Genomic DNA, 16,528 nt, shown 5'->3' on the forward strand with positions numbered 1-16,528 from the left:
AACAAAAATAGATACGACTCATGTATAATTTTTCTTAAAGGGGAGTGTTCTACCATGAGTGAAATGTTATACATATTGCAAACTGTGTTGCTACCTATTTTTATAATGATTATACTGGGATTTGTCTTACAGAAAAAATTCACTCTAGATTTAAAAACATTAGCAAAATTGAATATATATGTGTTTGTACCGGGATTTATTTTTGTTAAGTTTTACAAGACGAATTTTGAAATACATTTATTATTATATATAGTAGCTTTTTTCATTATATACATACTTATTCTTTTTTTAGTTGGTAAAATTTTAACTTTATTTAAAAAGAGAGATAAAGGTGAAGCTACAACACTAACGAATAGTGTATTATTTTTTAACTCTGGCAATTATGGGGTGCCAGTTAACGATTTAGTGTTCAAAGGGGATCCATTGGCAATGTCAGTACAAGTAATCGTACTGTCATTACAAAATATTTTCACCTTTTCTTACGGTATATTTGCGATTCAGTCTGCCCAAATTGGTAAACTCAAAGCTATGTTAGGCTATTTCAAAATGCCAGTGCTTTACGCTTTACTATTTGCAATTATTTTAAATTATGCTGATGTGCCCGTACCGGAATTTATTTGGACACCAGCTAATTACGTGGCTGATGCAATGATTGCAATTGCTTTAATTATGCTTGGTGCACAGATCGCTAATATCAATTTCAGTCTCAAATGGTCATCGACCTATGTTTTTATATTTGTGAGATTAGTAGTTGGTCCTATAATAGCATTTATAATTATTAAAATTATGGGTATAGAAGGCATTATTGCACAAACACTATTTATTGCTTCTGCAATGCCAACATCAGTAAATAGTTCTGTTATTGCCCAAGAATATGATAATTACCCAGAATTAGCAGCAGAACTTGTCTTTTTATCTACTTTATTAAGTTCCATTACTGTAGTTGTTGTCATCTATGCTTCCAAATTATTATTCTAGATTAATATTTGAATTTATTATTATTTTCATGTTATTAGTCAAAGAACCTGGGACAAGTTAATGTTTCAGGTTTTTTATGATATTAATAATAGATAACTAATATGATCAATGTATAATTTTTTTAAATAAAAATTAATGTTCGAAAATTCTTAACAAAGTTGTGACGGATTTGTTAATTGACTTCTTTTGAATTGAAACACTATATATTGTGTCTTAGATTATAAAGTGAATACAATATATAGAAAAGAGGGGCAGGATGAATAAAATTGAACAGGATTTAACAAATCTTATTACAAAAGATCCTACAGTGATAAATGAAAATGCAAATAAAGATAGTGCTACATTTTCTACTATGAGAGATTTAACAGCAGGTGTTGTTTCGAAGTCATACGCCTTAGACTATTTATTACCAAAACATGTAGCAGAAGCACATACAAATGGGGATATACATTTCCATGATTTGGATTACCATCCATTTCAACCACTTACAAATTGCTGCTTAATTGATGCTGAAAGTATGTTGAAAAATGGTTTTCAAATAGGAAATGCTTCTGTGACCTCACCAAAATCGATTCAAACTGCTTCAGCGCAGTTGGTGCAAATTATTGCGAATGTCTCTAGTAGCCAATACGGTGGCTGCACAATTGATAGAGTGGATGAACTATTAAGCTGCTACGCTAAATATAATGAAATAAAACATCGTAAATTAGCAGCGCAATTTGTCGAAAAAGAGCATATAGAAACGTATATTGATTATCAAATTACACAAGATATCAATGATGCTATTGAAAGTTTGGAGTACGAGATTAATACACTTTACACTTCAAATGGCCAAACGCCATTTGTCACGCTCGGTTTTGGATTAGGCACAGATCGATATAGTCGAAAGATTCAACGAGCGATATTACAAACACGTATTAAAGGGCTCGGTAAAGATCGAATTACTGCCATTTTTCCTAAGTTAGTATTTTCTATTAAAAAAGGCATTAATTATAGTAAAGACGATCCGAATTACGATATTAAACAATTAGCATTAGAATGTTCTACAAAAAGAATGTATCCGGATATATTAAATTACGATAAAACGGTAGAAATATTAGGTGATTTTAAAGCACCAATGGGCTGTCGTTCATTTTTACCACTTTGGAAAAATGAAGATGGTGAAGGAGAGAATAATGGTAGATGTAATTTGGGGGTAGTGACGCTTAACATACCTAGAATCGCTTTAGAGTCAAAAGGTAATATGGAATCTTTTTGGAAATTATTTCATGAACGCATGCAAGTGATGCACGATGCACTAGTTTATAGGATTGAACGTTTAGAACAAGCAACTCCAGACAATGCACCCATATTATATAAAAATGGCGCCTTTAAACATCGTTTGACCGATAAAGATAGTGTGATGTCCTTATTTAAAGGTAAACGCGCAACGCTTTCAATAGGCTATATTGGTTTGTATGAAGCAGCTATTGTATTTTATGGCGCTAATTGGGAAAAAACATCTAAAGGAAAAGCTTTTACATTAGATATATTAAAAGCGATGAAAGTCTATCAACTCAAATGGACTGAAATATATGATATTTGGTTTAGCATATACAGTACGCCAAGTGAATCGTTAACAGACCGTTTTTGTAGATTAGATAGGGAAAAATTTGGAAATATAGCAGATATTACAAGTAAAGGATATTATCAAAATTCATTCCACTATGATGTTCGAAAAGATATAACACCTTTTGAGAAAATTGATTTTGAAAAAGATTATCCTTTTTATGCTAGTGGAGGTTATATACATTATTGTGAATACCCAAAATTAACACACAATATAAAAGCACTAGAAGCAGTATGGGATTACTCATACGATAAAATTAGCTATTTAGGTACAAATATTCCTATAGATCATTGTCGTTTATGTGATTTCAAAGGTGATTTTAAAACTACTAAAACTGGATATCAATGTCCAGATTGTGGTAATAATGATCCTAAAACAGTAGATGTAGTAAAAAGAACATGTGGTTATTTAGGCAATCCAGTGCAACGTCCTACGATTGAAGGAAGACATAAAGAAATGTGCGCAAGGGTCAAACATATGAAAGACCGGTCGATATGACGATTTTAAATATTACACAAGGCCAAGGTTATATAGCAAAAATAGAAAGACAAAGTTTCGTAGACGGCGAAGGCGTTAGATGTAGTTTGTATGTTTCAGGATGTCCATTCGCATGTTTAAATTGTTACAATAAAGCAGCGCAAAACTTTAAATATGGAGAACGATTTAACAATGAAACTTTAAATGAAATTTTGAAAAATTGTGAGCCAGATTATATAGAAGGATTGAGTATTTTAGGTGGCGAGCCATTTTGTAATTTAGATGTCACACTTACTTGTGCGCAAGCATTTCGAAAACATTTTGGTGATAGTAAAACATTATGGGTATGGACTGGATTTTTATTTGAATATTTAGCAAATGATCAAACTTTAAGAATTGAATTTTTAAAAAATATAGATGTGCTTATCGACGGCCCTTTTATTAATCATTTATATAAGCCTAACTTACCTTACAAAGGTTCTTTAAATCAGCGTATTATAGATGTACATAAATCATTAGAAAATAATAAAGTTGTTGAATATACATGATAAGCGTTTATTTCTATGCGAGCTGTCTCTTTTATTATGTAAGCGAATTGCTATTAATATAAATTAAATTTAATTAAAATCTTAGTTAACGTTAAAATATGATTTCATCATATTTAAGTATATTTAAATAAAGGAGCAATTACAGATGTGTACAGGTTTTTCATTTTTTTCAAAAAATAATCAAGCTATATTAGCTCGCACCATGGATTTTGTTTATCAATTAAAAGGTAACCCAGCAGTACAACCACGTCATTATTATTGGGAATCACGTGTTGATTATAAAGGTGAGACATTATATGGGTTCGTAGGTTCAGGCAGTGATATGGAAGGATTTTTATTTGGAGATGGCGTTAATGAACATGGAGTCGGTGCGTCGGTTCAATATTTTAGAGGTTATGCTTCTTATGCAAGCGAGATTAAAGAAGGTTATATGAATATTGCTCAAAATGAAGTGATTAATTGGATTTTAGGATACAACCAAAATATTGAAGATCTAATAGAAAATGCAAAATCAGTTAATGTGGTAGCACATACATTAAATGACATATCAGAAGTTCCTCCACTTCATTATCATATTTCTGATGATACTGGCAAAACAGTGGAGCTAACCTTTAATGAAGGACGCATAGTAATCAACGCTAACCCAGTAGCTGTATTAACTAATAATCCAGATTTAAATTGGCATTATGAAAATTTGAAGAATTACATAAACATTTCACCTCAAAAACCTAAAGAAGAAAAATTTGCAAACATCGCTTTAAAATCGCTAGGAAATGAGGGCGGGACATTTGGTTTACCAGGTGGTTATACTTCAGCTGAACGTTTTGTCCGTATCGCGTATTTAAAAAACTACCTAGAAGAAGATAACAGCTCAGAAAATGATATATTAAATGCGTTTAAATTATTAGAGATAATGAGTATACCTAAAGGTGCTGTCAGAGATGAAGACGAGGGTCTACATTATACTTTATACCAAACAGTACTCAATTTAACGACACGCACATTTTTTATTAAATGGTATGATACCAACCAAATCACAGAAGTACAGTTAACAGAAGCATTATTGGATAAGAAAGAAATGACAATTTTTGAACCAATAAAAGGATTAATAGTTAATAAATTAAGTTAACTTATAAGTTAATCTACTTTTACCTACCTTATAGCATTATGAAAAATTTAATTATTTATTTGAGCGTATATGAAACCAAAAGTTTAATTTGGTGTTATATGCGCTTTTTTATGTCCAATTTTATATCGTATTAAAGTAGCGAAATTTTACTAAAATACTTTACTTTTTTACTAAGATAATTCGAGTAGTATGAGCTATTAAAATAACAAATTATAATTGTTTTAGAAATTTTTATTGCGTTCTATTGAATTAAACGCGATGGTAATTTACTAATTAAAAGGAGTATTAAATACCTATGAGAATATTTAAAGAATACATTGCAAGAAGAAACAACAGATATTCTATACGGAAATTCAATATTGGAACTGCTTCAATACTTTTAGGCAGTATATTGATTTTTAGCCAAAGTGGAGAAGCACAAGCAGACATGTTGGAAAGTGAAGATAAGTCAGCATTAAATGATATAGATAACATAGATAAACAAGTTAACCCAGATAAAAATGAGGAGAAAAACACTCTTATTAATAGTCAAACACATAATGAAAGTGAGAGCGCATCGATTAGCCAGGAATCGAATAATAATTTATCTAAAAATGTACCTCATAACATTCCTAACAAAGAAGATGCAGAAGACCAAAAAGTAAATATAGAAGACCCAAATATTGTACATAATAAGCCTCAAATTGAACAAAACCAACATCAAAATGATATAAAACCACAAGAAAATAAAACAGGTGATGATGTTCAAACAGAAAAACAAATTAAAAGTTCATCTGAAAGTAATTTTAAACAAACAAACAAATTATTAAATGATAAAGAAAATAATATATTGTCAAACGATAACGAAATAGAAAAAACATCAGCCGTAAAGCCTAACGTCTCAATAAAAAGCGACATTGAAACTAATGATCGTAATAATACAGGGGAAAATACCAGTAAACAAAATGTGAATTTTACAAATTCAAGTGCAAAAGTTATGAGTTTTAAAAACGCTGAAGAAACAACTATAAATAAAAATATTAAAACAAATAAAGAAAATATAAAACAACAATATCCAAACAAACCCAAATCACGAGTTGCTAGAAGTTTGGATAGATTATTATACTTTAACAATATACGAAAAATAGGCTACAATCCTAAGTTGAATTACACCTCTGTACAAGCAGGTGATTTTATTACAACAGCTATAAGAGAGGTTGAAAAAAATAGAAATGAGTTAACTGAAGAAGAAAGAAAGTTATTTTTAAGAAATATCATTAGGCAAACCGTACTTAAAAACAATAAATTTTCTTACGATGCTATTTTTAACGGTAATTATGGAATAGCTACTAATAAAAAGCTTAACGCATACCAAGCCAATAATATCAATCAATTATTGTATAAAATGAAAGACTTGACTTTGAACAGAAATAATGACGATTATCGCGCTGTTTATACATTTACGAACCAATCTGACGTGACGAAAAATCATTTTGGTATAGTTCAAGATGATATTTTTTATGACGATGGTGATGTGCTCATTGCGACTATGGTTTTATCTAAAGAAAAAGGTCGAGGTACTTACCGATTTGAAAATTATGCTATAAGGCCAAATGAAAGTTTAAATAAAAAAATTAAAAAAGTTTTTGCTGAATATGAAGGTAGACAAAGAGTGATGTTAGAACAAGACCATTTAGGTTACTATTCATATACACGTCCACATAGTGGTTCTAACGGTAACCCAAATACTGGTGGCGGGTCTGGTGGTACAGTTAAATTCTATATATCGTTTGATGCTAACCATTATATAGATGTTAAGAAAGATAAACTATTTGGATATATACTTAGTGATACAATAGATCCTCATGTGCTTAGAGGCGTGAATATAACAAACCAGTCTGTCGATATCGATGATGTAGCTACAAGGATTAATAAAGCTTTAACTAAATCTAAGAAAAAAAAGGCTGAAGAAGCAATACAAACAGCGGAACAAGCAAAACAATATGCTGAGCAACAATTGTCAAAAGTATTAGCAGATGGAGCTGTAAGTCCTGCAGAGAAACGAAAAGTAGATGAAGCAAACCACGCCCTAGAAGAAGCAAAACAAATAGCTATAACTAAATTAAATGGCGTGTTAAGCGGCACAGCGGGTAAAAATCAGTTACAAGGTAGGTTAGACCAAATCGGCACAGTAAATTCACCTAAAGTGAATGATTTAGATAGTAATGGTGTAGCAGATGATATTCAATTATCAGAAGCGGCACAAGCTGTCCAAAAGGCTGAACAAGCAAAACAAACAGTAGACCAAAAGCTGGTAGAAGTAACAAGAGATGGTTTGATAAATCCAAACGAGAAGAACGAAATAGACCGCTTAAATAAAGCACTAAAAGTGGCTAAGACTACAGCTAGTGAAAAAGTAAATAACTTACCAGAGGGTATTAAAGATAAAATTAAACTTCAGAAAAAATTAGAAAAAATTGACACAGTGACATTACCAGAAGTAAATGATGTAGATAGTAATGGAGTTCTTGATACAGAACAACTGTCACAAGCCAGTCAAGCTGTCCAAGCAGCAGAACAAGCTAAACGTGATGTAAATCAAAAACTGGAAGAAGTAACAAAAGATAGGTTAATTACACCAAGTGAGAAAGCCCTAGTAGATAAATTAAATAATGATTTACAGATAGTTAAAAGCACAGCTGCAGAGAAAATCAACAACGTACCAAATAATATGACAGGTAAAGGTGAGTTACAAACACGCTTAGGTCGAATTGACACAGTAACTTCACCAGAAGTAAATGATAGAGATAGTAACGGCGTTTTAGATACAGAGCAATTATCAGAGGCAGCACAAGCAATTGAAGCAGCAGAGCAAGCTAGGCAAGCTGCAGATAACAAGTTAACTGAAATTACAGCGGACGGATTAATTAATCCGGATGAAAAAGCCGAATTAGACGGCTTAATTGAAGCATTAGAAACGGCAAAAACAAATGCGTTAGAAAAACTGAATAATGTACCAGACGGTACAACAGGTAAAGATGCACTACAAACACGTTTAGATCAAATTGGTACAGTGACAGCACCAGAAGTGAATGATCAAGATGGTAATGGGGTTAAAGATACAGAACAATTATCAGAGGCAGAACAATCAATTGTGGCAGTAGAACAAGCTAAGCAAGCAGCAGCTAACAAATTGATAGAAGTCACATCTGATGGATTAGTAAATCCAAACGAAAAAGCCGAATTAGAGGAATTAATTGAGGCATTAGAAACAGCGAAAGCAGAAGCTTCAGCGAAATTGAACAGTGTACCAGACGGTACAACAGGCAAAGATGAATTACAAACACGCATAAACCAAGTTGGTTCAGTAACAGCACCAGAAGTAAATGATCAAGACGCCAATGGAGTTTTAGATACAGAGCAGTTGTCTAAAGCAGAAGAAGCAATTACGGCAGTAGAAGAAGCTAAAAAAGCAGCAGCTAACAAGTTGTCTGAGATTACGTCTGATAACTTAGTAAATCCAAGTGAAAAAGCTGAGTTAGATCAACTTATCGAAGTGTTAGAAACAGCGAAAGCAGATGCTTTAACGAAATTAAATAATGTACCAAACGGTACAACAGGTAAAGCTGAGTTACAAAAACGTTTAGATCAAATTGGTACAGTAACAGCACCAGAAGTAAATGACCAAGATGGTAATGGCGTTCTAGATACTGAACAACTGTCTGAGGCGGAACAAACAATTGCGGCAGTAGAACAAGCTAAAAAAGCCGTCGATAATAAGTTAGCGGAAATCACGTCTGATAACTTAGTAAATCCAAGTGAAAAAGCTGAGTTAGATCAACTAATTGAAGCATTAGAAACAGCGAAAGCAGAAGCTGCAGCGAAATTGAATAGTGTACCAGACGGTACAACAGGAAAAGATGGGTTACAAACACGTTTAGATCAAATTGGTCCAGTGACTTTACCAGAAGTAAATGATCAAGATAGCAATGGAGTGCTAGATACAGAGCAGTTGTCTAAAGCAGAAGAAGCAATTACGGCAGTAGAACGAGCTAAGAAAGCCGTCGATAATAAGTTATCTGAAATCACAGAGGATGGGTTAGTAAATCCAAGTGAAAAAGCTGAATTAGAGAAATTAATTGAAACATTAGAAATAGCTAAAATAAATGCGTCAGAAAAACTCAATAATGTACCAGACGGTACAACAGGTAAAGACGGATTACAAACACGTTTAGATCAAATTGACTCAGTGACTTTACCAGAAGTAAATGATCAAGACGCCAATGGAGTTTTAGATACAGAGCAGTTGTCTAAAGCAGAAGAAGTAATTACGGCAGCAGAACGAGCTAAGAAAGCCGTCGATAATAAGTTATCTGAAATCACAGCGGATGGTTTAGTAAATTCAAATGAGAAAGCCGAATTAGATAAATTAATTGAATTATTAGAAAGCGCTAAGATAGATGCTTCTGTGAAATTAAATAGTGTACCAAACGGTACAACAGGCAAAGCAGATTTACAAACACGTCTAGATCAAATTGGTACAGTGACTTTACCAAAAGTAAATGACCAAGATGGTAATGGTGTACTAGATACAGACCAATTATCAGAGGCAGAACAAGCAATTGAAGCAATGGAAAAAGCTAAGAAAGCCGTCGATAATAAGTTATCTGAAATCACAGCCGATAATTTGATTAATCTGAGCGAGAAAGCCGAATTAGATCAACTTGTCGAAGCATTAGAAATAGCTAAAGCAGAAGCTTCAGCGAAATTGAACAGTGTACCAGACGGTACAACAGGAAAAGATGAATTACAAACACGTTTAGATCAAATTGGTACAGTGACTTCACCGGAAGTAAATGACCAGGATAGTAATGGCGTGCTAGATACAGAGCAGTTATCTGAGGCGGAACAAGCAATTGAAGCAGTGGAAGAAGCTAAGAAAGCCGTCGATAATAAGTTAACTGAAATCACATCTGATGGATTAGTAAATCCAAGTGAAAAAGCTGAATTAGAGGAATTAATTGAGGCATTAGAAACGGCAAAAGCAGAAGCTTCAGCGAAATTGAACAGTGTACCAGACGGTACAACAGGAAAAGATGAATTACAAACACGCATAAAACAAGTTGGTTCAGTAACAGCACCAGAAGTAAATGATCAAGACGCCAATGGAGTTTTAGATACAGAGCAGTTGTCTAAAGCAGAAGAAGCAATTACGGCAGTAGAAGAAGCTAAAAAAGCAGCAGCTAACAAGTTGTCTGAGATTACGTCTGATAACTTAGTAAATCCAAGTGAAAAAGCTGAGTTAGATCAACTTATCGAAGTGTTAGAAACAGCGAAAGCAGATGCTTTAACGAAATTAAATAATGTACCAAACGGTACAACAGGCAAAGATGGATTACAAACACGTTTAGATCAAATTGGTACAGTGACTTCACCAGAAGTAAATGACCAGGATAGTAATGGCGTTTTAGACACAGAACAATTGTCAGAAGCAGAGGCAGCAATTACGACAGTAGAACAAGCTAAGAACGCTGTAGATAATAAGTTATCTGAAATCACATCGGACGGATTAATTAATCCGAGCGAGAAAGCCGAATTAGATCAACTCATCGAAACGTTAGAAACGGCAAAAGCAGAAGCTTCAACAAAATTAAACAACGTACCAACTGGTACAACAGGAAAAGCTGAGTTACAAACACGTTTAGATCAAATTGACTCGGTGACAGCGCCGGAAATAAATGATCAAGATAGTAATGGCGTGCTAGATACAGAGCAGTTATCTGAGGCGGAACGAGCAATTGAAGCAGTGGAAGAAGCTAAAAAAGCAGCAGATAATAAGTTATCTGAAATCACGTCTGATAACTTAGTAAATCCAAGTGAAAAAACTGAATTAGATAAACTTATCGAAGCATTAGAAACAGCGAAAGCAGAAGCTTCGACGAAATTAAACAATGTACCAGACGGTACAACAGGTAAAGACGGATTACAAACACGTTTAGATCAAATTGACACAGTGACATTACCAAAAGTAAATGATCAAGACAGTAACGGCGTCTTAGATACCGAGCAGTTATCTGAGGCAGAACAAGCAATTGCGAGAGTAGAAGAAGCTAAAAAAGCCGTCAATAATAAGTTAGCAGAAATCACATCTGATAATTTGGTTAACCCAAGCGAAAAAGTCGAGTTAGAACAACTCATCGAAGCATTAAAAACAGCTAAGGCAGATGCTTCGACGAAATTGAGCAGTGTACCAAACGGTACGACAGGCAAAGATACACTACAAACACGTTTTGATCAAATTGGTTCAGTGACTTTACCAGAAGTGAATGATCAAGACGGTAATGGCGTTTTAGATACAGAACAATTATCAGAGACGGAACAAGCAATTGTAGGAGTGGAACAAGCTAAACAAGCTGTCGATAATAAGTTAGCAGAAATCACATCGGATGGATTAGTAAATCCAAATGAAAAAGCTGAGTTAGAAAAATTAATCAAAACATTAGAAACAGCGAAAGTAGATGCTTCGGCGAAATTGAATAGCGTACCAAACGGTACAACAGGAAAAGATGGGTTACAAACTCGCTTAGATCAAATTGGTACAGTAACTTTACCAAAAGTAAATGACCAAGATAGTAATGGAGTCTTGGACACTGAACAATTATCAGAGGCAGAAGAAGCAATTGAAGCAGTGGAAGAAGCTAAGAAAGTCGTCGATAATAAGTTAACTGAAATCACATCGGACGGATTAATTAATCCAGAAGAAAAAGCTGAGTTAGAGAAATTAATTGAAGTGTTAGAAACAGCGAAAGCAGAAGCTTCAGCGAAATTGAACAGTGTACCAAACGGTACGACAGGCAAAGATGAGTTACAAACACGCTTAAAACAAATTGACTCAGTGACAGCGCCAGAAGTAAATGATCGAGATAGCAATGGCGTGTTAGACACAGAACAATTATTAGGGGCAGAACAAGCAATTCAAGCTGCGGAAGAAGCTAAGAAAATCGCAGCTAACAAGTTGACAGAAATCATGTCTGATGACTTAGTAAATTCAGGTGAGAAATTAGAATTAGATCAACTTGTCGAAGCATTAGAAACAGCAAAAACAAACGCATCAGAAAAACTGAATAATGTACCTGATAGTACAACAGGTAAAGATGAATTACAAAGTCGTTTAGACCAAATCGGTTCAGTGACAATCCCAGAAGTAAATGATCAAGACGGCAATGGCGTGCTAGATACAGAGCAGTTATCTGAGGCGGAACAAGCAATTGCGGCAGTAGAACAAGCTAAGAAAGCCGTCGATAATAAGTTATCTGAAGTTAAATCTGATGGATTAGTAAATCCAAGTGAGAAAGCCGAGTTAGATCAACTTATCGGAGCGTTAGAAACAGCTAAGGCAGAAGCTTCAACGAAATTAAACAATGTACCAGATGGTACAACAGGAAAAGATGCACTACAAACACGCCTAGACCAAATTGGTACAGTAACTTTACCAAAAGTAAATGACCAAGATGGTAATGGTGTACTAGATACAGACCAATTATCAGAGGCAGAAGAAGCAATTGAAGCAATGGAACAAGCTAAGAACGCTGTAGATAATAAGTTATCTGAAATCACATCGGATGGATTAATTAATCCGAGCGAGAAAGACGAATTAGATCAACTCATCGAAACGTTAGAAACGGCAAAAGCAGAAGCTTCAGCGAAATTGAACAGTGTACCAGACGGTACAACAGGAAAAGATGGATTACAAACACGTTTAGATCAAATTGGTACAGTGACTTCACCAGAAGTAAATGACCGAGATAGTAATGGCGTTTTAGATACAGAGCAATTATCAGAGGCAGCACAAGCAATTGAAGCAGCGGAACAAGCTAAGCAAGATGCAGACAATAAGTTATCTGAAATCACAGCCGATAATTTGATTAATCCGAGCGAGAAAGCCGGATTAGATAAATTAATTGAGGCATTAGAAAGGGCAAAAGCAGAAGCTTCGACGAAATTGAACAGTGTACCAGACGATACAACAGGAAAAGATGGATTACAGACACGCTTAGGTCAAATTGTTTCAGTGACTGCACCAGAAATAAATGATCAAGACAGTAACGGAGTCTTAGATACTGAACAATTATCAGAGGCAGAACAAGCAATTGCGGCAGTAGAACAAGCTAAACAAGACGTAAATAACAAATTATCTGAAATCACAGCTGATAATTTGATTAATCCAACTGAGAAAGGCGAATTAGAAAAATTAATCGAAACATTAGAAACGGCAAAAAGAGATGCTTCAACAAAATTAAATAATGTACCAAACGGTACGACAGGTAAAGCAGATTTACAGACTCGTTTAGACCAAATTGTTTCAGTGACAGCACCAGAAGTAAATGATCAAGACGCCAATGGAGTACTAGATACAGAGCAGTTGTCTAAAGCAGAACAAGCAATTGAGGCAGTAGAACAAGCTAAGAGCGCTGTAGATAACAAGTTAACTGAAATCACATCTGATAGATTAGTAAATCCAAGTGAAAAAGCTGAGTTAGATCAACTAATTGAAGCATTAGAAACAGCGAAAGCAGATGCTTTAACGAAATTAAATAATGTACCAAACGGTACAACAGGAAAAGATGGATTACAAACTCGTTTAGATCAAATTGACTCAGTGACAGCGCCAGAAGTAAATGATACAGATAGTAATGGAGTGCTAGATACAGAACAATTATTTGAGGCGGAACAAGCAATTGCGGCAGTAGAACAAGCTAAACAAGACGTAAATAACAAGTTATCTGAAGTTACATTTGATGGATTAGTAAATCCAAGTGAAAAAGCTGAGTTAAATCAACTTATCGAAGCATTAGAAACAGCGAAAGCAGATGCTTTAACGAAATTAAATAATGTACCAAACGGTACAACAGGTAAAGCTGAGTTACAAACACGTTTAGATCAAATTGGTACAGTGACAATCCTAGAAGTAAATGATCAAGACAGTAATGGCGTTTTAGATACAGAACAATTATCAGAGGCGGAACAAGCAATTGAAGCAGCGGAACAAGCTAAACAAGAAGCAGATAACAAGTTGTCTGAGATTACATCTGATAACTTAGTAAATCCAAATGAGAAAGCCGAGTTAGATCAACTCATCGAAGCATTAGAAAGCGCTAAGGCAGACGCTTCAGCGAAATTGAATATTGTACCAAACGGTACGACAGGTAAAGCAGATTTACAGATTCGTTTAGACCAAATTGTTTCAGTGACAGTACCAGAAGTGAATGATCAAGACGGTAATGGAGTTTTAGATACAGAACAATTATCAGAGGCGGAACAAGCAATTGAAGCAGCTAAGAAAGCCGTCGATAATAAGTTATCTGAAGTTACACTTGATGGATTAGTAAATCCAAGTGAAAAAGCTGAGTTAAATCAACTTATCGAAGCATTAGAAACAGCTAAAGTAGAAGCTTCGACGAAATTAAACAATGTACCAGATGGTATAACAGACAAAGATGCACTACAAACACGCCTAGACCAAATTGGTTCAGTGAGTTTACCAGAAGTGAATGATCAAGACGCCAATGGCGTGCTAGATACAGAGCAGTTGTCTAAAGCAGAACAAGCAATTGAGGCAGTAGAACAAGCTAAGAGCGCTGTAGATAACAAGTTAACTGAAATCACATCTGATAGATTAGTAAATCCAAGTGAAAAAGCTGAGTTAGATCAACTAATTGAAGCATTAGAAACAGCGAAAGCAGATGCTTTAACGAAATTAAACAATGTACCAAACGGTACAACAGGTAAAGACGTATTACAAACACGTTTAGATCAAATTGGTACAGTGACAGCGCCAGAAGTAAATGATAGAGATAGTAATGGAGTGCTAGATACAGAACAATTATCTGAGGCGGAGCAAGCAATTGAAGCAGTGGAAGAAGCTAAGAAAGTCGTCGATAATAAGCTAGTGGAAATCACAGCTGATGGCTTAGTAAATCCAAATGAGAAAGCTGAGTTAGATAAACTTATCAAAGCATTAGAAACAGCGAAGGCAGAAGCTTCAACGAAATTAAACAGTGTACCAAACGGTACAGCAGGTAAAGTCGCACTACAAACACGCTTAAACCAAATTGATTCAGTGGCAGCACCGGAAATAAATGACCGAGATAGTAATGGAGTGCTAGATACAGAACAATTATCTGAGGCGGAGCAAGCAATTGTGGTAGTAGAAGAATCTAAAAAAGCAGCAGATAATAAGTTAGCGGAAATCACGTCTGATAACTTAGTAAATCCAAGTGAAAAAGCTGAGTTAGATCAACTAATTGAAGCATTAGAAACAGCGAAAGCAGAAGCTTCGACAAAATTGAACAATGTACCAACTGGTACAACAGGCAAAGATGGGTTACAAACACGTCTAGATCAAATTGGTACAGTGACTTCACCAGAAATAAATGACCAAGACGGTAACGGAGTCTTAGATACTGAACAATTATCTGAGGCAGAACAAGCAATTGAAGCAGTGGAAGAAGCTAAGAAAGCCGTCGATAATAAGTTAACTGAAATCACATCTGATGGATTAGTAAACCTGGATGAAAAAGCCGAATTAGATCAACTAATTGAAGCATTGAAAACAGCTAAGGCAAATGCGTCAGAAAAACTCAATAATGTACCAGATGGTACAGCAGGTAAAGGTGATTTACAAAAACGTTTAGATCAAATTAATTTAGTGACTTCATCATCAATAAATGATAAAGATGGCAATGGTATATTAGATATACAATCATCAAACATAAAGGGTCAAAATCATGCTAAAGTAAATAAACATTTGGACAATACTATCAAAAATTCAAACTCACATAACCTTATAAATAAAAATGTGAAAGTACAAAATTTAAATGATAAAGATAATACACTATTAAATGAAAGACTTCATACAGGACTGCAACAATTAAATATAGTCACAGATCATTTGCAAATAATGAAAAATGAGACTAATGAAAGTTCAGAACATAGTATGAATTCACTAACTCATTTACCTAATACAGGTGGAAAAAATAAAGATAGTTGGATTTTTGGAACTTTACTAGGCGCTATAGGTTCAATGATGATCTTAAGAAAGCGACAAGCAAAAAAGAAAGATACAGAAAAAAATAGCTAAAATTTAATAATGACTATTTATATAGGACAAAAAAGATCCGAGGCATAAAAGTATGTCTCGGGTCTTTGAATTTATAGGTAAATAAAATAGTAGATTATGAATTAAAAATCGTATTGATCATTTTCTTCTTCTAAAATCTGATTATATAATTTAGAAACACGCAAGGTTGATGTTGCCAAATCATTGATCCTAAATATAATGTCGTCATTAACAATAGTACCATTAGAAAAATCACGTTCTTCGATAAATACATAAGTTTGCATAACGTGTGCTTTCATATAACTTAATATTGGTTTTAATTGTGTTTCAGCAATTAAGTAATGTTTTGGAGAACCCGCAGTAGCTATAATACCTACAATTTTATCTTTAAATGCATTGACTGGAAGTAAATCAAATACGTTCTTTAATGTTCCTGGTATAGATGCTTGGAAGATTGGAAAACCTATAAAAATAACATCAGCCTGCATTAAAGCGGTAGTTAATTCTAATGTGTCTCCAGAATAGTCCAAGTAATTTCGTCCATCGCTAAAAGATAAATCTAAATTTTTCAAATCGAATAATTGGATATTAAGTGCATCATCTTGATTTGTTACGGCTTCGTCCAGATATTTCATGGCAGTACTTGTTTTAGAACCAACTGTAGAACCAGATAGTAACACGACGTTCAT

Annotated in this window: 6 protein-coding genes; 5 read left to right on the forward strand and 1 reads right to left on the reverse strand. The window is 34.2% G+C overall.

Annotated elements, in window-relative coordinates; translation table 11 throughout:
- The first annotated feature begins 54 nt into the window (after positions 1-54).
- The 5 genes from KA894_RS08100 to KA894_RS08120 all read left to right on the forward strand — a co-directional run bounded on the left by KA894_RS08100 (position 55) and on the right by KA894_RS08120 (position 15,860).
- Positions 55-978 carry an AEC family transporter gene (locus KA894_RS08100; protein ID WP_115359553.1) on the forward strand — a complete coding sequence of 308 codons (924 nt, stop codon included), beginning with the start codon at positions 55-57 and terminating at the stop codon, positions 976-978.
- Positions 979-1,234: 256 nt separating this feature from the next.
- Entirely contained in the window at positions 1,235-3,085 is a 1,851-nt protein-coding gene (gene nrdD, locus KA894_RS08105; protein ID WP_103373609.1) for an anaerobic ribonucleoside-triphosphate reductase, read from the forward strand.
- Entirely contained in the window at positions 3,082-3,612 is a 531-nt protein-coding gene (nrdG, locus tag KA894_RS08110) for an anaerobic ribonucleoside-triphosphate reductase activating protein (RefSeq protein ID WP_119487842.1), read from the forward strand. Before nrdD ends, nrdG begins: the two co-directional genes overlap by 4 nt.
- 145 nt (positions 3,613-3,757) lie before the next feature.
- Positions 3,758-4,741, forward strand: coding sequence for a choloylglycine hydrolase family protein (locus KA894_RS08115; RefSeq protein ID WP_096808196.1), 984 nt, complete (start codon positions 3,758-3,760; stop codon positions 4,739-4,741).
- Between the two features lie 295 nt (positions 4,742-5,036).
- Positions 5,037-15,860 (forward strand): GA-like domain-containing protein, encoded by a 10,824-nt coding sequence (locus tag KA894_RS08120; protein ID WP_210133877.1) that lies wholly within the window; start codon positions 5,037-5,039, stop codon positions 15,858-15,860.
- 101 nt (positions 15,861-15,961) lie between these two features.
- On the opposite strand, the gene KA894_RS08125 is transcribed toward KA894_RS08120, so the two are convergent.
- A complete protein-coding gene (locus tag KA894_RS08125; protein WP_119487844.1) occupies positions 15,962-16,528 on the reverse strand; it encodes an NADPH-dependent FMN reductase in 567 nt (188 codons plus the stop codon).

Source organism: Staphylococcus sp. GDY8P131P, from assembly GCF_017891975.1.
Lineage (GTDB): Bacteria > Bacillota > Bacilli > Staphylococcales > Staphylococcaceae > Staphylococcus > Staphylococcus nepalensis.

Excerpts from the sequence above, each read along its gene's own strand:
- KA894_RS08125 (WP_119487844.1), bottom strand. The coding sequence starts at position 16,528 with ATGAACGTCGTGTTACTATCTGGTTCTACAGTTGGTTCTAAAACAAGT.
- KA894_RS08120 (WP_210133877.1), top strand. The coding sequence starts at position 5,037 with ATGAGAATATTTAAAGAATACATTGCAAGAAGAAACAACAGATATTCT.
- nrdG (WP_119487842.1), top strand. The coding sequence starts at position 3,082 with ATGACGATTTTAAATATTACACAAGGCCAAGGTTATATAGCAAAAATA.
- KA894_RS08100 (WP_115359553.1), top strand. The coding sequence starts at position 55 with ATGAGTGAAATGTTATACATATTGCAAACTGTGTTGCTACCTATTTTT.
- nrdD (WP_103373609.1), top strand. The coding sequence starts at position 1,235 with ATGAATAAAATTGAACAGGATTTAACAAATCTTATTACAAAAGATCCT.
- KA894_RS08115 (WP_096808196.1), top strand. The coding sequence starts at position 3,758 with ATGTGTACAGGTTTTTCATTTTTTTCAAAAAATAATCAAGCTATATTA.